Annotated in this window: 16 protein-coding genes and 1 pseudogene; 9 read left to right on the forward strand and 8 right to left on the reverse strand. The window is 57.6% G+C overall.

Annotated elements, in window-relative coordinates; all coding sequences use genetic code 11:
* Positions 1 to 534: 534 nt before the first annotated feature.
* The 3 genes from CBW22_RS16990 to CBW22_RS17000 all read left to right on the forward strand — a co-directional run bounded on the left by CBW22_RS16990 (position 535) and on the right by CBW22_RS17000 (position 4,376).
* On the forward strand, positions 535 to 1,299 hold the full coding sequence (locus tag CBW22_RS16990) for a prepilin peptidase (protein ID WP_088517265.1): 765 nt from the start codon (positions 535 to 537) through the stop codon (positions 1,297 to 1,299).
* A gap of 215 nt (positions 1,300 to 1,514) precedes the next feature.
* Positions 1,515 to 2,897, forward strand: coding sequence for a diaminobutyrate--2-oxoglutarate transaminase (locus CBW22_RS16995; protein WP_176428146.1), 1,383 nt, complete (start codon positions 1,515 to 1,517; stop codon positions 2,895 to 2,897).
* Positions 2,898 to 2,909: 12 nt separating this feature from the next.
* Positions 2,910 to 4,376, forward strand: a complete 1,467-nt coding sequence (locus CBW22_RS17000; protein WP_088517266.1) for a pyridoxal phosphate-dependent decarboxylase family protein — start codon at positions 2,910 to 2,912, stop codon at positions 4,374 to 4,376.
* An 83-nt stretch (positions 4,377 to 4,459) separates the two neighbouring features.
* Here CBW22_RS17000 and CBW22_RS17005 read toward each other — a convergent pair whose 3' ends face one another.
* Positions 4,460 to 4,852 carry a RidA family protein gene (locus CBW22_RS17005; RefSeq protein ID WP_058770208.1) on the reverse strand — a complete coding sequence of 131 codons (393 nt, stop codon included), beginning with the start codon at positions 4,850 to 4,852 and terminating at the stop codon, positions 4,460 to 4,462.
* Positions 4,853 to 4,982: 130 nt separating this feature from the next.
* Between CBW22_RS17005 and CBW22_RS17010 the strand changes: the two genes are divergently transcribed.
* The gene (locus CBW22_RS17010) at positions 4,983 to 5,585 is read left to right on the forward strand and encodes a TetR/AcrR family transcriptional regulator (protein WP_021509093.1); all 603 of its coding nucleotides are present in this window, start codon (positions 4,983 to 4,985) and stop codon (positions 5,583 to 5,585) included.
* Here CBW22_RS17010 and CBW22_RS17015 read toward each other — a convergent pair.
* Positions 5,566 to 6,477, reverse strand: coding sequence for a LysR substrate-binding domain-containing protein (locus CBW22_RS17015; RefSeq protein ID WP_058759128.1), 912 nt, complete (start codon positions 6,475 to 6,477; stop codon positions 5,566 to 5,568). The two genes, CBW22_RS17010 and CBW22_RS17015, sit on opposite strands and share 20 nt — an antisense overlap.
* A 97-nt stretch (positions 6,478 to 6,574) precedes the next feature.
* Between CBW22_RS17015 and CBW22_RS17020 the strand changes: the two genes are divergently transcribed.
* Positions 6,575 to 7,438, forward strand: a complete 864-nt coding sequence (locus CBW22_RS17020) for an aldo/keto reductase family oxidoreductase (protein WP_088517267.1) — start codon at positions 6,575 to 6,577, stop codon at positions 7,436 to 7,438.
* A gap of 14 nt (positions 7,439 to 7,452) precedes the next feature.
* Here the strand turns inward: CBW22_RS17020 and pdxR are convergent, their stop codons facing one another.
* Positions 7,453 to 8,946, reverse strand: coding sequence for a MocR-like pyridoxine biosynthesis transcription factor PdxR (pdxR, locus tag CBW22_RS17025; protein WP_176428137.1), 1,494 nt, complete (start codon positions 8,944 to 8,946; stop codon positions 7,453 to 7,455).
* 109 nt (positions 8,947 to 9,055) lie between these two features.
* On the opposite strand from pdxR, the gene gabT reads away from it, so the two are divergent.
* Entirely contained in the window at positions 9,056 to 10,309 is a 1,254-nt protein-coding gene (gene gabT / locus CBW22_RS17030) for a 4-aminobutyrate--2-oxoglutarate transaminase (RefSeq protein ID WP_088517268.1), read from the forward strand.
* A 104-nt stretch (positions 10,310 to 10,413) separates the two neighbouring features.
* On the forward strand, positions 10,414 to 11,811 hold the full coding sequence (gabP, locus tag CBW22_RS17035) for a GABA permease (RefSeq protein WP_088517269.1): 1,398 nt from the start codon (positions 10,414 to 10,416) through the stop codon (positions 11,809 to 11,811).
* A gap of 31 nt (positions 11,812 to 11,842) precedes the next feature.
* Here gabP and CBW22_RS17040 read toward each other — a convergent pair whose 3' ends face one another.
* Complete coding sequence (locus tag CBW22_RS17040; protein WP_058759124.1) at positions 11,843 to 12,163, reverse strand: hypothetical protein; 321 nt, start codon at positions 12,161 to 12,163, stop codon at positions 11,843 to 11,845.
* A 172-nt stretch (positions 12,164 to 12,335) separates the two neighbouring features.
* On the opposite strand from CBW22_RS17040, the gene CBW22_RS17045 reads away from it, so the two are divergent.
* Complete coding sequence (locus CBW22_RS17045; protein WP_088517270.1) at positions 12,336 to 13,628, forward strand: glycoside hydrolase family 10 protein; 1,293 nt, start codon at positions 12,336 to 12,338, stop codon at positions 13,626 to 13,628.
* Between the two features lie 40 nt (positions 13,629 to 13,668).
* On the opposite strand, the gene CBW22_RS17050 is transcribed toward CBW22_RS17045, so the two are convergent.
* Positions 13,669 to 15,528 carry a hypothetical protein gene (locus CBW22_RS17050; protein ID WP_088517271.1) on the reverse strand — a complete coding sequence of 620 codons (1,860 nt, stop codon included), beginning with the start codon at positions 15,526 to 15,528 and terminating at the stop codon, positions 13,669 to 13,671.
* A gap of 341 nt (positions 15,529 to 15,869) precedes the next feature.
* Positions 15,870 to 17,852: an autotransporter outer membrane beta-barrel domain-containing protein gene (locus CBW22_RS17055; protein WP_088517272.1), complete on the reverse strand. Its 1,983-nt coding sequence runs from the start codon at positions 17,850 to 17,852 to the stop codon at positions 15,870 to 15,872.
* 604 nt (positions 17,853 to 18,456) lie between these two features.
* Between CBW22_RS17055 and CBW22_RS17060 the strand changes: the two genes are divergently transcribed.
* Positions 18,457 to 18,732 (forward strand): SymE family type I addiction module toxin, encoded by a 276-nt coding sequence (locus CBW22_RS17060; RefSeq protein ID WP_088517273.1) that lies wholly within the window; start codon positions 18,457 to 18,459, stop codon positions 18,730 to 18,732.
* A 53-nt stretch (positions 18,733 to 18,785) separates the two neighbouring features.
* On the opposite strand, the gene CBW22_RS17065 is transcribed toward CBW22_RS17060, so the two are convergent.
* Together CBW22_RS17065 and CBW22_RS17070 are read right to left on the reverse strand one after the other, a co-directional pair.
* Entirely contained in the window at positions 18,786 to 19,043 is a 258-nt protein-coding gene (locus CBW22_RS17065; protein WP_072208602.1) for a hypothetical protein, read from the reverse strand.
* A pseudogene (locus CBW22_RS17070) lies at positions 19,030 to 20,061 on the reverse strand (VENN motif pre-toxin domain-containing protein); the annotation flags it as partial. The pseudogene CBW22_RS17070 and the gene CBW22_RS17065, both read right to left, overlap by 14 nt.
* Positions 20,062 to 20,231: the final 170 nt, after the last annotated feature.

Raw genomic sequence — 20,231 nt, forward strand, 5'->3', positions numbered from 1 at the left:
CATCGATTAGGTCATTGCCTGCCCACAGCATTCAGGCATCCCCCGCTTATATCTCCTCTGTTCTCTGGAACCCGCTCGTAAATCCTGCAGCAAATCGCTGCAACGCCGCTTTGCTGCTCGCCACGCCGTCTCCACCGGCGTATTGTGCCTCTCGCACACCGGCCAGGGTTGGCGACAGATCGCGGTGCGCATAAATGCGCACCCTACAGGTTTTGTAGGGTCGCCAAACCGCACAGAACTGGTAGCGGCGCGATTTCGCGGTGCGTATAAATACGCGCCCGGCGAAACCTGTAGGGTCGCCATTTATGGCGACCTCTGCCGTCAAACCGCACAAATCCGTAGCGGCGCGATTTATCGCGCAAACAGGTTACGCGGCACCTTTATGCCAACCTGTCGTGCAACCTGGCAAAAAATCGCCCCGCTTACACCGGTACGCATCAATGCGCTCCCACGGTAACCGCGCCATGATCTGCACGATCGCCATTCGTGGCGACAGAAAAACCCAACGCTGCATGGACAGCAGGAGAAAACCTCATGGAAATCGCTTACTGGCTGATCGGTACACTGCTGGCGCTGTGCGTCGGCAGCTTTCTCAACGTAGTCATTTATCGCCTGCCACAGCAGGTAATGAACCCGCAACCCGGCATTCCCCTGCTGCTGCCGCGCTCGCACTGCCCACACTGCCAGAACACGCTGCGCGCGATCGATATGCTGCCGCTGCTGAGCTGGCTGCTATTGCGCGGACGCTGTCGCTACTGCCACCACCCGGTGAGCCTGCGCTACCCGCTGACGGAACTGCTCACCGCCGCGATCAGCCTGGCGCTGGCCTGGCTGCTGCCGCCCGATAGCCGCCTGCCTGCCGCCCTGCTGCTCGCCTGGATTCTGCTGGCGCTAACCCTCATCGACATTGAGCATCTGCTGTTGCCGGACGCTCTCACCCTCTCGCTGCTGTGGCTGGGTCTGTTGCTTAAAGCGCTGCACTGGCTGCCCGGAACGCTGCATGACGCGGTGTTCGGCGCAGTAGCGGGATACAGCGCGCTGTGGCTAGTGGGTGGACTCTATCAGCTGATAAAAAAGCGCCCCGGCCTCGGTGGCGGAGACGCCAAACTGCTGGCTGCGCTGGGTGCCTGGCTCGGCTGGGCGCTTTTACCCTTTGTGCTGTTACTGGCTTGCACAGGCGCAATTTTGTTTGTTCTGCTTGCCCGATTAGGCTGGCAACGCGAGCTGTATCACGTGCTGCCCTTTGGTCCGTGGCTGGCACTGGCGGGCATAAGTCTTTTTATTCACACGATTATTTAATCGCCTGTTCATATCGCGGCGCTAAAATAAGTGGCCAGTTTCTGTCCAACATCCTGATTCCTATATGAAAAGAATAAACAATTCTAAACAAAATTAATCATTGTGATGTGCGTCAAAAGGCTCTATATTGGCCGCGTTTTTTGAGCCACTGATACTTTTTTGTTCAACTAGTCAATCGGCCAGCCTGTTCGAGCCCCGGTTGAAGGAGAGATATGATGACGGATAAAGTCCGTATTGATACTTTTGGTGCCAACTCATTCAACGGAAACAACGACGCATTCTTAGCCCGTCAGGCTGAGTTTGAATCAAACGTCAGGAGTTACCCGCGCAAGTTGCCTTTAGCGATTGCCAAAGCCAATGGCGTGTGGATTACGGATGTTGAAAACAAACAATATCTTGACTGTCTGGCTGGCGCAGGGACGCTGGCACTTGGTCATAACCATCCTGATGTTCTGCAGAGCATCCAAAATGTCATTACCAGCGGCTTGCCGTTACATACTCTTGATCTGACAACGCCTCTGAAAGATCAGTTCTCCGAATCTCTGCTCTCGCTACTGCCAGGTCAGGGTAAAGAGTACTGCCTGCAGTTCACCGGTCCATCCGGTGCTGATGCCGTTGAAGCGGCGCTGAAGCTGGCGAAAAAAGTCACCGGCCGCAGCGGCGTAATCAGCTTCTCTGGCGGTTACCACGGGATGACGCACGGCGCGCTGTCCGTGACCGGCAACCTGTCGCCGAAAGAAGCGGTTGACGGCATGATGCCAGAAGTACAGTTCATGCCTTACCCGCACCTGTACCGTTGCCCGCTGGGCCTAGGCGGCGAAGCTGGCGTCAAAGCCCTGACCTACTACTTCGAAAACCTGATCAATGACGTTGAAAGCGGCGTGCGTAAGCCTGCGGCCGTGATCCTCGAAGCGGTACAGGGTGAAGGCGGCGTGAACCCGGCGCCGGTTGAGTGGTTGCAGCGCATCCGCAAAGTGACCCAGGAACACGGCATTCTGCTGATCCTCGACGAAGTCCAGGCTGGCTTTGCTCGTACCGGTAAGTTCTTTGCCTTCGAACACGCGGGCATTGAGCCAGACATCATCGTGATGTCTAAAGCGGTGGGCGGCGGTCTGCCTCTGGCCGTGCTGGGTATCAAAAAGCAGTTTGACGCCTGGTCACCTGGCCACCACACCGGTACCTTCCGTGGCAATCAGCTGGCGATGGCAACCGGTCTGGCGACGCTGAAGATCCTGACCGAGCAGAACATCGCCGGCAAAGTAGCAGAACAGGGTGAATGGCTGAAAGCCCAGCTGAACGCGATGGCGAAACGCTTCCCGGTTATTGGTCACGTACGCGGCCTCGGGATGATGATCGGTATCGAAATCGTTAAGCCACACGAGCCAGCTGACCACATGGGCAGCTTCCCGGCCGACGGCGAACTCTCTGCACTGCTGCAGAAAAAATGCTTCGAAGCCGGTCTGATTCTGGAGCGTGGCGGTCGTCACGGTGCGGTACTGCGCCTGCTGCCATCACTGCTGATCAGCAACGAAGAGCTGGCCGTGTTCCTGGATAAATTTGAGCAGGCGCTGCTGGGCGCTGGCGTCAAACCTGTTTGACTGGAAGAGTAAATGTCCGAAGTAAACCCGATTCTGGCCGCCTCGGCCCCGAGCATTGAGGCGTACCAGCAGGCGATTGCCCAGAGCAGCGCCGCGGTTGTGCAGTGGCTGCAACAGCCTGAGATGTACCAGGGCAAAACGGTTGCCGAACTGCGCGAGCGTATCACGCTCGACTTCAATCCAAACGGCCTGGGCAACCAGGCCGCGATTGAACGTGCGATTGAATATTTCTTAAAAGACAGTCTGTCGGTGCACCATCCGCAGTGCGTTGCGCACCTGCACTGTCCAAGCCTGGTGGTAAGCCAGGCGGCTGAAGTGCTGATCAACGCCACTAACCAGAGCATGGATTCGTGGGATCAGAGCCCTTCTGCCACCATTATTGAAATCAAACTGATTGAGTGGCTGCGTGCGCAGGTTGGCTATCCGGCCGGTGATGCGGGCGTGTTCACCAGCGGCGGTACGCAGAGCAACCTGATGGGCCTGATGCTGGCACGTGACGCTTTCTATGCGCGTCAGGGCCATTCCGTGCAGCAGCACGGCATCACTGGCGATCTGCGCAAGATTAAAGTGCTGTGCTCAGAAAACGCCCACTTCTCCGTGCAGAAGAACATGGCGCTGCTGGGTCACGGCTATCAGTCTGTGGTGCAGGTGAAATCGGATCAGTTCGCCCGTATGGACGTGAATGACCTGAAAGCCAAACTGGCGCAGGCTGAAGCCAACGGCGAACAGATCCTGGCGATCGTCGCGACGGCAGGCACCACCGATGCCGGCGCCATCGATCCGCTGCGTGAAATCGCAGCCATTGCCGCTGAGCACAACATCTGGGTGCACGTGGATGCGGCCTGGGGCGGTGCGCTGCTGCTGTCTGAAAAGTATCGTCATTACCTGGATGGTCTGGAGCTGGTGGATTCCGTCACCCTCGACTTCCACAAACAATACTTCCAGACCATCAGTTGCGGCGCGTTCCTGCTGAAAGACGCGCGTCACTATGAGCTGATGCGTTATCAGGCGGCTTACCTGAACTCCGAGTTCGATGAAGAAGCTGGCGTGCCGAACCTGGTGTCCAAATCACTGCAGACCACGCGTCGTTTCGATGCGCTGAAACTGTGGATGGGTCTGGAAGCGCTGGGTCAGAAACAGTACGCCGCGATTATCGACCACGGCGTGAGCCTGGCACAGGACGTCGCGCAGTTCGTTGAATCTGAGCCGCGTCTGGAACTGGTAATGCAGCCACAGCTGGCCAGCGTGCTGTTCCGCTATCGTCCAGAACAGCTGAGCGACAGCGCGCAGATCGCCCTGTTCAACCAGCGTATCGGCGATGCGCTGCTGGAATCTGGCCGCGCTAACGTCGGTGTGACCGAGCATGCAGGCGTGACCTGCCTGAAGCTGACGCTGCTGAACCCGACCGTCACGCTGGAAGACATCAAGCTGCTGCTGGCGCTGGTAGAAAAAACTGCTGATCAACTGCTGAGCGCCTGATTAGGCGTGAAGTGAACAAGCCGCTAACCGGCAACGGTTAGCGGCTTTTTTTATAGGTTAAAAACAGATCGCCGCACGCTGGCTCACTGCGGAATGCGCGCAATTACCTTGATTTCGAAATCGTAGCCCGCCAGCCAGTTGACGCCCACCGCCGTCCAGTTGGGATAAGGCTCATCGCCGAAGAAGCGCAGCCGGACTTCGTTCACCGTGGCGAACTGCGCTTCCGGATCGGTATGAAACGTGGTGACGTCAACTACATCATCGAAACTGCAACCGGCGGCCTTCAGCACCGCCGCGAGATTGGTGAACGCCTGATTAACCTGACGCGTAAAATCGGGCTCGGCGGTGCCATCATCCCGGCTGCCCACCTGGCCGGAAACAAACAGCAGGTCGCCGGAACGAATCGCCGCAGAGTATTTATTGATGTTGTACAACGCCTGACGGCCCGCTGGAAAAACAGCATCGCGTTTGTTCATAATCGTACTCCTGAAGATGAGAGAAGAAAGCGGGTTAGCTATGCCCGCTTTCGCTTTAACATACGCCGCGTATGTATTACTATGTTTTACATACGCGGCGTATGTCAATGCAAAAATTTAAGGAACAGCGATGGCAGCCAGACGACGGGCAGACCAGGTGGAAGAGACGCGCGGCAAACTGATTGCCGCTGCACGACGCGCGTTTGCGCAGAAGGGTTACAGCGAAGCGTCAATGGATGACCTCACGGCAGCCGCCGGGCTGACGCGCGGTGCGCTGTACCATAATTTTGGCGATAAGAAAGGGTTACTACAGGCGGTCATTGACCAGATTGATGGCGAGATTCTTGAGCAGATGCGCGCAGCCGGACAGCAGTATCACACTCGCTGGCACGCGTTTCTGGCGGAAGCCATTACCTATATCGAGATGTCGCTGGAGCCGGAAGTCCAGCGCATCATGCTGCTGGACGGCCCGGCGGTGCTGGGCGATCCGTCGCGCTGGCCTAATCAGACCGCCTGTCTGCGCACCACCGCCGCCATGCTGGCGGAGCTGATTGAGGAAGGTACGGTGAAACCGGTCGATACCGAAGCGGCGGCGCAGCTGGTCAACGGCGCCGCGCTCAATGCCGCGCTGTGGATTGCCGCTGCCGATGAGCCGGTCGCGGCGCTGCCCCGTGCGGTGCAGGCCTTCCGGCTGCTGGTTTCCGGGCTGCTGGTCAACCCGGCGTCGCATTGAGTTCGCGTATCCAGCTGAGAAACGCCTGCAGCGGTGCCGGGATCAGCCGACGATCGTTGTAATACAGCCACAGGCCGGGAAAGCTGAGCCACCAGTCGGCAAGAATCGGTTGCAGACTGCCGTTGGCCAGCGCCGGCTTCAGCCAGTCCTCAAACAGATAGACCACGCCGGCACCGGCGATGGCTGTCGACACCGTCAGCTCCATCGCCGCACCGATGCTGCAAATCAGCGGCCCCTGCGGCTGTAGCGTGATGCGTTCCGCGCCGCGGCTGAACTCCCATTCGGCCGTCACCCCGGTGGCATAACGACCATACAGACAGCGATGCTGCATCAGGTCGCGCGGATGCTGCGGCGTACCATAAGCCGCCAGATAGGCCGGCGCCGCGGCCGCGGCAAAGCGCTGCACGCGCGGACCAATCGGCAGCGCCACCATATCCTGCTCCAGATGATCGTCGTAACGGATACCGGCATCGCAGCTGTCGCGAAAAATGTCCTGCACATTACTTTCCGCCACGATCTCCAGCCGGATGTCCGGATAGCGCTGCAAAAATCCCGGCACAATCGCCGGTAATACCAGCCGCGCCGCGCTGACCGGCACGTTGAGTCGCAGCGTGCCGCCCGGCGTGTCACGAAACGTGTTCAGGGCATCCAGCGCCGCATCCACTTCGTTCATGGCGGGCAGCAGCCGTGACATCAGCGCCCGGCCCGCTTCGGTCAGTACCACCGTTCGCGTGGTGCGATTGAACAGCCGAACGCCCAGTTGCTCTTCGGCGCGGCGCACCGCATCACTCAAACGCGACGGATTGCTGCCGCTCATGCGCGCCGCTTCGCGAAATCCACCAGCTTTTGCCACCGCCACTACCGCATGCAGCAACGCCATATCCAGCGCCATTGTGCGTCACTCCGTACAGTCTGTCCTGATTTACACGGATAGTCGCACAGCACCGTTGTGATTACAATTTAAACACTATCCGATGAAGGAGGTTTACATGTCACAGGCCACCACCACTTACACACTGGGCGACCGTCAGGTTGCCCGTCTCGGCTACGGTGCCATGCAGCTGGCCGGTCCCGGCGTATTTGGCCCGCCGAAAGATGAAGCCCGCGCGCTACAGGTGCTGCGCGATGCCGTGGCTGCCGGTGTGAATCACATCGACACCAGTGATTTTTACGGCCCGCACATCACCAATCAGCTGATCAAAAAAGCGCTCTATCCTTACCCCGACGATCTGGTGCTGGTGACCAAAGTGGGTGCCCGACGTGATGCAAAAGGCGGCAGGCTGCCCGCCAGCACGCCGGAGGAACTGACGCAGGCGGTTGAAGATAACCTGCGTAATCTGGGGCTCGACGTGCTGGAGGTCGTCAATTTACGCTCGATGCTGAGCGTTCATGGGCCAGCAGAAGGATCGCTGGAGCCGCAAATCGAGGCGATGATTAAGTTGCAACAACGTGGCCTGATTCGGCACATTGGCCTGAGTAACGTGACCGCCAGTCAGGTGGTGCAGGCACAGCAGATGACGCCGATTGCCTGCGTACAGAATCTGTATAATCTCGCCAATCGTCAGGATGATGCGCTGATCGACCAGCTGGCCGCGCAGGGCACTCCCTACGTGCCGTTCTTTCCGCTCGGCGGTTTTTCGCCGCTGCAGTCGGAACAGCTCAGCGCGGTGGCCAGCACGCTCAACGCCAGTACGCTGCAGGTGGCGCTCGCCTGGCTGTTGCAACGCTCAGATAATATTCTGCTGATTCCCGGCACCTCCTCGCCGCAGCATCTGCAGCAAAATCTGGCCAGCGCGGCGCTGACGCTGAGCCCGGAGGTGGTTGCGCAACTGGACAGCATTGGCCGGGCGTAAGGCACACGCCGGGGCTATCCCCGCCCGGCGATGCCCGCTTCCACCAGGCAGGCTTTGAGCACACCAAACGCATCCTGACACTGGCGCTCATCCACGCAGGCGTAACCGAGCAGCAGACCGCGTCGCTCCTGCGGATGCATATAGTATTGCGACAGCGGCCGCACCTTCACGCCGCGTCGCAGCGCCAGCGCGGCAATCGCCACATCATCGCAGCCCGGAGGCAGATTCAGCACCAGATGCAGCCCGGCTTCATGATTGACCACCGGCATAAAGGCCGCGCCCAGGTAGCGCTCAATCAGCGTCATCATAAAGCGCCGGCGCTGACTATAGAGTTTGCGCATGCGCCGGATGTGCGTCATGTAGTGGCCTTTCTGGATGAATTCCGCCAGCGCGCGCTGCACCAGCAGATGCCCGCCGCGATAGAGTTCGGCCGCCGCCACGCGCAGCGGCTGTGCCAGCGATTTTGGTACCACCAGATAGCCGAGACGCAGCGCGGGATAGAGCGTTTTACTGAAAGTGCCCATGTAGATCACTGGCGCATCCGGCTCAAAGCCCTGCAGCGAGGGAAATGGCTGGCCGGCGAAGCGAAATTCGCTGTCATAGTCATCTTCCACCAGCCAGCTTTTGTGTTTGCGCGCCAGGTCGAGCAGTTGCCTGCGCCGCTCCAGACTGAGATGCACACCCAGCGGATACTGGTGTGACGGTGTCACAAAAATCATCTTCGGCGCTTTGCTGCGCGGTGCCAGCTCCGGGATAATGCCCTGTTCATCCACCGCTTTGGCCTGAATTTTTAGTCCGTTGATGCGTAACAGGTTGCGTGTGCCCCAGTAACCTGGCTCCTCGATCCACACCGGATCGCCCGCGTCGCACAGCACGCGCGTCACCAGATCCACCGCCTGATGAATGCCTTCAGTAATGATGATTTGATCGGCGTCGGCACGCACCGAGCGCGCCACGCTGAGATACTCAGCCAGCGCCTGGCGCAGCTGCGGGCAGCCGCCGTTGCTGCTGTAAATCAGCCGCTCGATGTCAGGTTCGCGATTCAGCCGCGACTGAATCTGGCTAAACAACTTATGTGGAAACTCACGCACATCCGGCGCGCCGGGCACAAACGCACCCCACTGATAAGGCGAGGCATTGGCGTGACCGAGCAGCGTGGCGCCGCGTTTTGAAATCGCCGCCGGTTTACTCATCAGGGGTTCACTGAGCGGCAGCGCCGGCGTGCTGTTGAGGCACCCTTCCGGCAGGTTTTCAGCAATCCAGGTGCCGCTGCCGGTGCGCGCGCTGACATATCCCTGCGCGACCAGATTTTCATAGACGTTGAGCACCGTATTGCGCGACACCGCCAGCTCGCGCGCTAAATCACGCGTCGCTGGCAGGCGTGAGCCGCGCGGGAAAATGCCCTCTACAATCGCCGCCTGCATGCAGTGCAGCAGGCGCTGCTGCAGCGTGCCTTCCGCGACAAACTGTAGTCGTTCCAATACATGATCGGCGTACAAACTCCGCAATTGGCTCCATCCTTCTCAGTGAAATTGGCTCTGGCAACCGCGCTCAGTGCAGGCATAAATAAGCGTGTTTGTCGTGATTTGTAAAGACGCTTATCGCTAAGGAAAGGTTATGGAAGGTAAAAACAGCCAGTTGCAACAACGCAAAGATGACGCGCTGCCGCGCGGCACCGGTAATCTTTGTCAGTGGTATGTCGATCAGGCCGAAAACGCCACGCTGCGTGACGTTGAGGGCAATAGCTGGATTGATTTCGCCGGCGGCATCGCGGTGCTCAACACCGGCCACCGTCATCCGCGTATCGTGCAGGCCATTGCCGATCAGTTAGCAAAATTCACCCATACCGCGTTCCAGGTCACGCCGTATGAGAGCTATGTGGCGCTGGCGGAACGCATCAATCAGCGGGTGCCAATTGCCGGTAAAGCCAAAACCGCTTTTTTCACCACCGGCGCTGAAGCGGTAGAGAATGCGGTTAAAGTGGCGCGCGCCGCTACCCGTCGTCACGGCATTATCACCTTCGGTAACGCCTTTCACGGCCGCACTTTCATGACCATGGCGATGACCGGCAAAGTGGCACCTTACAAGCGCGATTTTGGCCCGATGCCGGCCTCGGTGTTTCACGCCCGCTACCCTAACGCAGTGACCGGCATCAGCGTTGAGGACGCTATCGCCAGCCTGCACGATCTGTTCAGCCACGACATCGCGCCGCAGGATGTGGCCGCCATCGTACTGGAACCGGTGCAGGGTGAAGGCGGTTTTCACATCGCGCCGGCAGAGTTTCTTACGCAGCTGCGCGCGCTGGCCGATGAGCACGGCATTCTGCTGATTGCCGATGAGGTACAGAGTGGATTTGGCCGCACCGGCAAGCTGTTTGCCATGGAACATTACAGCGTGCAGCCCGATCTCATCACCATGGCGAAAAGCCTGGCGGGCGGCATGCCGCTGTCGGCGGTGAGCGGTCGTGCTGACATCATGGATGCGCCCGGTCCGGGCGGGCTGGGCGGTACTTACGCCGGCAATCCGCTGTCGATTGCCGCCGCGCATGCGGTGCTGGATGTCATCGACGAAGAGCAGCTGTGCCAGCGCGCCAGCGACCTGGGCGCTACGCTGAGCGAACTGCTGCACCGCGCGCGCCGCGCTAACGCGTCGATTACCGACGTGCGTGCGCTGGGCTCAATGGTAGCCGTGGAGTTTGCCAGCGCGCAGCAGGCGCAGGCGCTGCAGCAACAGGCGATGGCACGCGGTCTGCTGCTGCTGACCTGTGGCCCGCAGGGTAACGTGATCCGCTTCCTCTATCCGCTCACCATTCCGGATGCCCAGTTCCGTCAGGCGCTGGATATTCTCGACAGCCTGCTCAGCCAGCCTTAGCGTTCCACCCATTGTCCGATCGCTTGCCTGCCGCGCGCAGGCAAGTTTCACCTGCATAACAGGCGGGGCCTGCCCCGCCTGAGAGACGATCTGGAGAGATATTGATGACTGCTCAGAATGCCGATGTACTGGCACAAAGCCTGAAACCCCGCCACGTGCGCATGCTGTCGATTGCCGGAGTGATTGGCGCCGGGCTGTTCGTCGGTTCCGGCCATGCGATTGCCGAAGCCGGACCGGCGGTGCTGCTGGCCTATATCGCCGCCGGCGCGCTGGTGGTGCTGATTATGCGCATGCTGGCGGAGATGGCGGTCGCCTCACCGGACTCCGGTTCCTTCTCCACCTACGCCGACAAGTCTCTTGGCCGCTGGGCCGGCTTTACCATCGGCTGGCTTTACTGGTGGTTCTGGGTACTGGTGATCCCGCTGGAGGCCAACGCCGCCGGCACCATCCTGCACGGCTGGTTCCCGCAGGTGGCGGTGTGGGAATACACGCTGGCAATCACCAGCTTCCTGACCATCAGCAACCTGTTCAGCGTGAAAAACTACGGTGAGTTTGAGTTCTGGTTCGCGCTGCTGAAAGTGGTGGCTATCGTCGCCTTTCTTGGTGCCGGCAGCCTGGCGCTGTTTGGCCTGTTGCCCGGCAGCAGCACGCAGGGTATTTCACACCTGTACGACACTCACGGTTTCATGCCTAACGGTATCAGTGCCGTGCTCGCCGCCATTCTCACCACCATGTTCTCTTTCATGGGCACGGAAATCGTCACCATTGCCGCCGCCGAATCTAACGAACCGCGCAAGCAAATCACCCACGCCACCAACTCGGTGATCTGGCGTATTGCGCTGTTTTATCTGCTGTCGATCTTTCTGGTGGTGGCGCTGGTGCCGTGGAACACGCCGTCGCTGATGAAAGCCGGGTCTTACCAGACGGCGATGGAGATGATGAACGTGCCGTATGCCCGGCAGATTGTCGATGTGGTGGTGCTGATCGCGGTATGCAGCTGTCTCAATTCTGCGCTTTATACCGCGTCGCGCATGCTCTATTCCCTGTCGCGTCGTCAGGATGCGCCAGCGGTGGCCTCGCGCACCACGCGCAGCGGCACGCCGTGGGTCGCAGTGCTGATGTCTACCGCCGCAGCATTTCTGGCGGTGATCGCCAACTATCTGGCGCCAAGCGCGGTGTTTGAGTTCCTGCTTGCCAGCTCCGGCGCCATTGCGCTGCTGGTTTATCTGGTCATCGCCGCTTCGCATCTGGTGCTGCGGAAAAAGCGCGAGGCGCGCGGCGAGCAGCTCAGCTATCGCATGTGGCTGTTCCCGGGTCTGACGTGGGCCACCATGGTGTTCATAGTCGGCGTACTGACGTCAATGCTGTTCAATGCACAGCATCGTTCAGAAATTATCGCCACCGGGCTGTTAACGCTGCTGGTGCTGGTCGCCAGCCAGATTGTGCACCGCAAGCGCGCGGCGCGTAAAAACAGCGAGGAGATGGTAGCGCTGCGTTCGTAACGCTCGCCATGACGGGCAAGGAAGCCTGCCGTTACTGCACATCAATACTGATCGACTCATCCGCCACGTTAATCGTCACGGTGCAGTGCGTCCACACCGGCTGCCCTTCAGTCATCTCATGTTCGATAAAGTATTGCTGAAAGTCTTTCAGCGCGGCACTGAGATCGCCAATCGCGCGCGCGTCCGGCTCGAACCAGTCCGGTTCGCCGTTTTCATCAAGGTAGTTAAACTGAAACTGCCCGCCCTCCTCATCGGCAAACAGCTCCGCCTGCACCACCAGCACCTGCGCGCCGTCGGGGCCACAGCTAAAAATGATCTGGCCAATGCGGCGATAAAGGTCTTCGTATTGCATAGTGAGAACTCCTGTAAGATGCGGGACGCGTGACATCTCCGCGGCAGCATTCATCTCAGCCAATGTCTTGACATTATGTCTGAGGATCAGAGAATGAACGCCTGCGAATAACGGACTACAAGAAACGGAGTTTATCATAGCCTGTTCAGCGCGTTACCTCTCTGTTACCCACATTAAACGCGTCGCCCGTCTGCTGTCTGCCGTGCTGTTGCTGGCCAGCTGCGCCTCGGAGCCGCCAAAATCGCTGGTCACCCCGTTTCCGTCGCCGACTAAACCTCCTGTTCCGGCTAAACCCGCAGCGCAGACTGAACCAGTGCGCGGCGTCTGGCTCACTACGGTGTCGCGCCTCGACTGGCCGCCGATATCCTCCGTCACAGCCAGCCCGGCGCTGCGTATTCGCCAGCAGCAGCAGGCGCTGACGGCCAAACTGGATAAGCTGCACAGCCTGGGGATTAACACGGTATTTTTCCAGGTGAAGCCCGATGGCAGCGCCCTGTGGCGTTCGCGTATCCTGCCATGGTCCGATACCCTTACCGGCAACATCGGGCAGGATCCGGGTTACGATCCGCTGCAATTTATCCTCGACGAGGCGCACAAACGCGGTATGAAGGTGCATGCATGGTTTAATCCTTATCGCGTGTCGACCAATACCAAACCTGCGACCGTGACGGCGTTAAACAACACGCTCCAGCTGCAGCCGGCCAGCGTGTTTGTGCTGCATCGCGACTGGATCCGCACCGCCAGCGACCGCTTCGTGCTCGATCCGGGCATTCCGGCGGCGCGCGACTGGATCACCAGCATCGTGGCGGAAGTGGTGTCAAACTACGCCATTGATGGCGTTCAGTTTGATGACTATTTCTATACGGAAACCGCAGCATCGCCGCTCAATGACAGCGCCACCTTCCGCCAGTACGGCGCGGGCTTTGCCAGCAAAGCCGACTGGCGGCGGCACAATACCCAGCTGCTGATCGAACAGGTTTCCCGCACGATTAAACAGCTCAAGCCTGGCGTTGAGTTCGGCGTCAGCCCGGCGGGTGTCTGGCGCAATCTGTCGCATGATGCGGCCGGCTCCGATACGCGCGGTGCGGCGGCTTATGATGAAGCCTATGCCGACACGCGCCGCTGGGTGCAGCTTGGCCTGCTGGATTACATCGCGCCGCAGCTCTACTGGCCGTTTGCCCGCCAGGCTGCGCGCTATGACGTCCTGGCGCGCTGGTGGGCCAATGTGGTACAGCCAACGCACACCCGGCTGTACATCGGCGTGGCGCTGTATAAGGTGGGTGAAGCTTCAAAAAGTGAGCCGGACTGGACGGTTCAGGGCGGCGTTCCCGAACTGAAAAAACAGCTCGATCTGAATGAATCACTGCCGCACATCGACGGCACCATTCTGTTTCGCGAAGATTATCTTAATCAGCCGCAGACGCAGCAGGCGGTCGATTATTTACGTCAGCGCTGGGGAAAATGAATTATTCAGGCCAGCAGAGGAATACTGCTGGCCTGAAGCGTTAGCGCGGGTTATCCGGATCGAGTAATTCAATACTACGCGGCACACCGTTCACGCGGACTTTCAGGAAACGGCGGGTGATCCACTTCCCCGTGGCATCCTGCTCCTGCCGTTCAAAAAACGGCCCACGCAGCAGCAGTTCTTTATTATTGTTGTAGCCAAAGCCGACATCTTTATTGCCCACCCAGTGCTGCTCAAAGGCGACGACCGGCTGGTTATCCAGTGCCGTGGCTTCTTCCGCACTGCAGGCGGTAAAACTTTTGCGGAAAATAAAACACTGACCGGACTGATAGCGATCGCGCCCGTTGGTTTCCACCAGCGCAATTGAGAAGCCGGTATAGGCCGGAATTTTAACGTACAGTTTGGTGTGTGCGCCTTTGCCCTCAATATGCACCTTAATTACGGGTGAGGAGCCTTCGCTGTGCCAGCTGCCAATGGTGTTATCGTCGTTGCGCGCCTGCAGATAAATATGCGCCACGCCCTCCGGTGTCCGGTAGCTGTAATCGGTTTGCGTTTCCGACTGGGAAACATACTGCGCGCTGCCGAGAATGCGAACGTGAATTTGTGAGGTAGCGTCGGAAAAATTAAATTCGCCGACGTAAAACCATTTCGCGTCTTTGCCACGGTTATCCATGTGATGCTGCGAGGTGGTGAAGTCATAACTCAGCGATCCCTGAATGATCGCGCCAAGATCGGAAATCTCCATCACGCCACGGTCGCCCTCGGCCAGCAGCGTCCAGGGCTCAATACCCTCTTTGCTGAAGTCAAAGCCCGCGCTATCGCGGTGCACGCTTTTCTGAATAATCATCGCGCGGCAGTAGCCCATTTTCATGGGATTTTGCGTCGATTCAATCACCAGCCCTTCAATGGTCCACTGACCATTGGTGAGATCGCCGGCAAATTCGGAGTGCTCGATCCAGCCATTGCGAATAAACGATTGCGTGCAGCGCGGCAGATCGAACACCGGCTGTCTGGTGCTGCGCTGCAAATTAAAGTTGGAGAGTTCAATGGCGGTCGAATGATCCCAGGCACCCTGTTCCCGGTCGGACCAGCGCGCATAGACAATACTGCCCTGACAGCCACGTGAATAAAACTGATCGATTTTACAGTCCAGCGTATCAATCAGTTCCAGCGCCCGCCCGCCGAGGTAGCGAAACTCCATACTGCTGACGCGCAGAAACTGGCCACCGATAATACTGTTGGTAAAGAAGCCGACATTATTAAACGCCGTGCCGCCGTCTTCGCCGCTGTCAGAACTCATGCCTTTCACCACAAAGCCGGAGATCTCCACATAGCGTGCGCGCACGCTAAAGAAATGAGTTTTGCGCGGTTTCGGTCCCCAGTTAAATTTCAGCGTGGTGGTGGGGAAATAACCGAAGTTGACCGGCGCGCCGGAAATTTTAAAGCGGTTAATCTCTCTGTCGCTGCCCAGCACTTTCGCTAAATCAAAGCCGGACAGGCTGAACTCACCGGCAGTAAAGCGAATGCCCGCGGAGGGTAATACACGCTGCGACCATTTAAACATGCGGATCACCGCATCAATACAATCGGTGGTGCCATCAGCTATCGCGCCAAAATCCACCACCGTGACCGCGCTATAATCGAGGACCACTCTTTTCCAGCGCTTTTTACCGGACGTCACGAAATTCAGCCCGCCGTCATCGGGCGTGCTGTTGTCGGTGGCATCGTAGACAAACACGCCGCCGCCCATCCGACTGCCACGGCTGTATTCCAGAACCGACGCAATTTCGCCAATCGAAACAGGTTCCTGTTTACGTAAATCGTCAATGGTATGTAATTGAATCACCGTCCCGGTGGCAGATGGTGTGGTAGTGCTGGTGGTGCCAGATATATTCGCCATGGTGTTCCCCATAAATTATTAACGTAATACGACAGAGCATCAGCAGTATAAGTGATTGAAAATTAATATATTGATCTATGCCAGTTTATACGGGAGCTTTTCAGCGGGGTGATTTGCCGGAACAGAATAACGATATGATTCCGGAAGGAAAGCGAAGCGACAAAATTACGTTTTACAGATTTATCGCAGAATAATTGTGGTAATCGCCGGTACGAACGTTCTGATTAATTTGACTTACGAAGAAGAATGGCTTGAATTATCGAAATATTTCCCGCGATCATCAGTTTAATTTTTTACGCGAGATAACGCGCCAGTGAAAATTTCCGACTGGCGCGCCGTTATCAAAATGTCGCGTTCAGGCCAATATTCCAGCTCAGCTGATGATAGGCGCTGTTGCCACCGACCGCAGAAACCCCGGCAAAGGCGTTGACCGTTTCACCCAGCGGCACGCTGGCCCCCAGCGACATATCCAGCCAGTTTTTATCACCGGCACTGACGCTGCGTACAAAGCCGGTCTGCGTTGACTTCAGCCCGGCGCGCACCGCGTTCTGCGTATCACCAAACTGGTGGTTATAACTGAGCTGCGCCCACGGATTCACCGGCCACTGTTTGCTGTCGATACGCCAGCCAAGCGCGCCGATTTGCGAATGCAGGGTTTGATCGGAAAAGCGCATGGCGGTACTGCTGCTGCCGTTTTCGCTGTAGCCCCCTGCCCGCACATAATCCAGTGCGTAGCTGGCGACCGGGCCGGTGGAAAGGTGTTCGCCTATCGGCAGATCCCAGCCGGTTTGCACCCGTAGCCCGAGCATTTTTCCGCTGCTGCTGCCCTGTTCGGTGCGCGTTGCCGGGCCGATATTGATGCGACGTTCGATGCTGTCAAAATCGAGATCGGCATAGTGCACATCCGCATTGATCCAGCCCTGCTCCAGCAGCGTCAGCTGGCTATACAGCGCCAGCAAATTGCCGCGCAGCTTGTAATCATAGTGCGCCGAAGGATGCTGGTGCTGCGCGGTGCTCGACAACAGCAGACCCGCCTGCCAGTTATCCGTGAACTGATAGCCCAATCCCAGCGTCAGGCTGCCGGTATCAGCGTCGCCGTTAAGCAAGCTGTCGCCGCGATAATCAATATGCTGACCGGCATAGCCGCCGAACACGCTAACCTGACCGGCGCTGGCCGGCTGCTGACGCTGCTGCTGTAAATGGCCGTCGAGGGTGTTCTGCATATCCCGCGACAGCATCAGCGGCGCCCGTGCCAGTGCCGCCACCTGCGCAGGTGCGTCAAGGATCGATTGAATATAGTCGGCGATCATGGCATGTACCGCCGGGCTGGGATGCAGCCGGTCGGCAAACAGATAGGCCTGCGCGTTGCTGAAACCGGGTGTTGACGAGGTACATTCGGCGGCAGAGGTGCCGACCGGACAGGCCATCCCCAGCGTATTGCTCAGGCCATAGCGTTGCGGATCGGCAATTACCTCGTTGAACAGGCCGGCGATGTCGGCACGCACAATGTTGCCATTCAGCGCCACCAGCCCGGCCTCTTCCTGCTGGTTATAGCCATCGGAGAGGGCCGTCACCTGCTCGCTGAGCAACTGCCAGGCCGAAAACAGCTGCTGCGCCAGCGCGGCACGCAGCGCCGGGATGGTCGATACCTGTGCGGCGGCCTGATCGAATGCGTCGCGCACCGCCTGCTGGCGCGCAGCCACGTCGGGCGTGGCATGGCTGTCCAGCGAGGCAAACGCCGCGACCATCGCCGACTGCGCCGCCGGGCCCAGCACACTCAGCACCGCCTGCACCATGAAAGGCGTGGAGCCAAGCTGCGGCACGTTTGGCACGATTACCGCCCCCGCACCGGCATCCAGCAGGGTTTTGATTTGCGACACCGCTGCGCTGGCACTGTTGCTAATGGTCTCGCGCGCGGTGAGCGGATTGGTCACCGCCGCCGCGATATCGTTAGCGCCTACCCAGTGAATATACAGTCCGTTGCTATCTGCGCGTCCGCCGGTGGATTGCAGATAAGCAGCCAGCTGGTCTTGCGTATTGAGGCTGGCATCCAGCGCCGGCACGGTAACGCCGCCGCCCTGCGCATAGTTGCTGCCACCGCGCGACGACGGCTGCAGCGTTTGCCCGAACTGTGCAGCGAGGATCTCGTCATACAGTTGATGTTGCGCGCCATCATAAGTAAAACGCCCGACATTACCGCCATCGCTCAGGCTATCGCCGAATACCGTCAGGTTATTCCACGCCAGGGCGTTAAACGGCACACACAGGCAACTCAATGTGGCAAACGCGACCGCCGATCGCGTCAGGTTGCGACTCTTCATCATTCACTCCGAATCAGGCCAGAGCTCATGTCTGACCGCTAAAGGTGCCGGCGCGTCAGGATGCCGGCGCGCAGGCTGAAAACCGCTTAAACAGCGGAAAGGACAGTGATAACAAGGATGCTTAAGGTGTAGTCAGGCAGGCGCGCCTTTACCAGGCAGAGAGCGGAAATTTGCGGGGTGGATCGGCACGTCAGGGATTGCGGGCTGGTAACCGCAGCGTGAGGAACGGGGCTTTGAATGACTTAGCGGTGACATTACCTGAAGCCGAGATAATTTCGATTGCTGCAGCCTGGTAATCCAGTGCCGACAGGGCTGCTGGAAAGCTTTCAATAGCACCCGAACCAGGAACAGAATTTACCTCGAACAAAGGGTTTTTCTGCCGCGCTGTTTCCTGCCGCCCGCGATCTTATCACACGAACCATTGCACTGGTGCCTCGGCCGGAAAGGCAGAGCGATGCGATCCGACTGACACCAATGTCGAAGCAGAAGATTATTTCTGAGATGATGGATAACGTGATGGATAAACGGAGTAGCTAACAGGCGCGGAACTGAGGTGCGCCAACACCCCAGCCTGCTAACCACAACCAACTATAAGAGGTAGTTAATCATGGCTGAGAACGATACTAAGCCACAAGTGAGCATTTCCAAAGCGTTACGGCAGGCTGAATGCGATTCTAAAGCAGAACCCCGCGCAACTGCAGTAAACGAACCCCAACGGCATTACACCCTCGGCTACACTCCCAATGGCATGAAGGTCAACCCGCAGCAGCAACTCATACTGAAGGGCCGCTGGCTCAAAGATCTCGGCTTTAACACCGGACAGTCCGTTATCGTTACCGTCGAGCGCGGGCGGCTGGTGGTTGAGACTGAACTGCGGTTCTGACTGGCAGACAAAAAAATACCGGCCTTTTTTAGGCCAGGATTTTTGTTATAGAATTATTTGGCTGGCTTTTTTCGGTCCTTACGTTCTTCTAACGTGACCTTTATCCATATCCCAACACCTAAAATAAGGCCTCCAACATATCCTGATTCACAAAAGGATGAAAAAACGTCCTGCCAACTGAATGAAAAAAAATCTTTTTTAAAATATACAATTAATGATGCAAGAAGTACTACTGCCGTATCAGCAACTAAAAACAAAGCCAGGCAGCATAATATCAACTTAGATAATGTAATAAGGTTATTTTTTAGCATTCGCATCATCCTTTTTATCGAGAAGATCTTTTACAGCATTTCCTGTTTTCTCACTGATGTAACCCCCGATAACTGTACCTGTTAAATCAGATATAGCATCTTTTCCTAGTTTTGAGGCGGCTCCTTTTATTACTTCCCCTCCGAGACCACCAATAACAGTACCCGCTCCAGCACCTGCAACAGCGTTTGTTGGTTCTTCCCCCTTAATACTACTGCCAATTGCTGTGCCGCCCATATTGATAGGTGTTGAAGCTATAATACCTTTACCCGTCGTTGCTGCCGCTGTTACCCCTGCCATAATCACATCCACATAACTGAACGGATCTTTTCCGGCAAGCTGAACGCCAGCATTAACTCCCACACCGATTGCTGCATTAGCAGCCATACCTTTCACCGTAAGCCCCAGCACACTGCTTCCAAACATCAACGGCGCATCGCCTATGCTGGCATTCGACTTGTGATAGCCCCAGGTATTCATAATACTCTGAGCTTTAGACATGGCTTCAGAATCAGGTGTACGTTTAACGTAATCCTGCCCGGACAGCAGACCTTTAACCAGTTCCTGTGAGACAGCGGGGCCGTATTCCTTCTCCATCTCAGATGCATAAACCCGCAGATAACCAGCCAGTTCAGCACGTTCAGTACCACTCATCTGAGAAGGGTCTTTGGTAAATTTAGAAACCAGCGCATCACTGCGTTTGTCAGCATTTTCCAGCTTAATAAGCTCATTAGCGGTAGCTAATGTTTTATCGCCGTTTTTAATTTTCTCAATGGCTTTGTCGAGTTTCTTTGAAGATGTTGAACCAAGGAAATTATTCTCAACCGCATTCTTCCCTGCCTGAGCGCCGGCCAGCGCACTGGCGCTACTGCCGCCGGTCACGCCGCCTGCCAGACCTGCAGCAAGGGTACTCAGTGCACTGATGATCTGCTTATCCGACTCCTTCAGGTCACTGACCTCTTTACCCGGATACATCGAATGCATGATCAACTGACCCATCAGCTCTCCGCTGACCGCACCGGTGCGCCTGCTGCCGTGCTGCCGTGCTGCCGTGCTGCCGTGCTGCCGCCCGCGATCTTATCACACGAACCATTGCACTGGTGCCACGGCTGGAAAGGCAGATCGATGCGATCCGACAGATGCCAATGACGAAGCAGAAGTTTATTTCTGAGATGCTGGATAACTTGATG

Origin of the sequence: Pantoea sp. VS1 (assembly GCF_002207995.1) — a bacterium.
Classification (GTDB): domain Bacteria; phylum Pseudomonadota; class Gammaproteobacteria; order Enterobacterales; family Enterobacteriaceae; genus Pantoea; species Pantoea dispersa.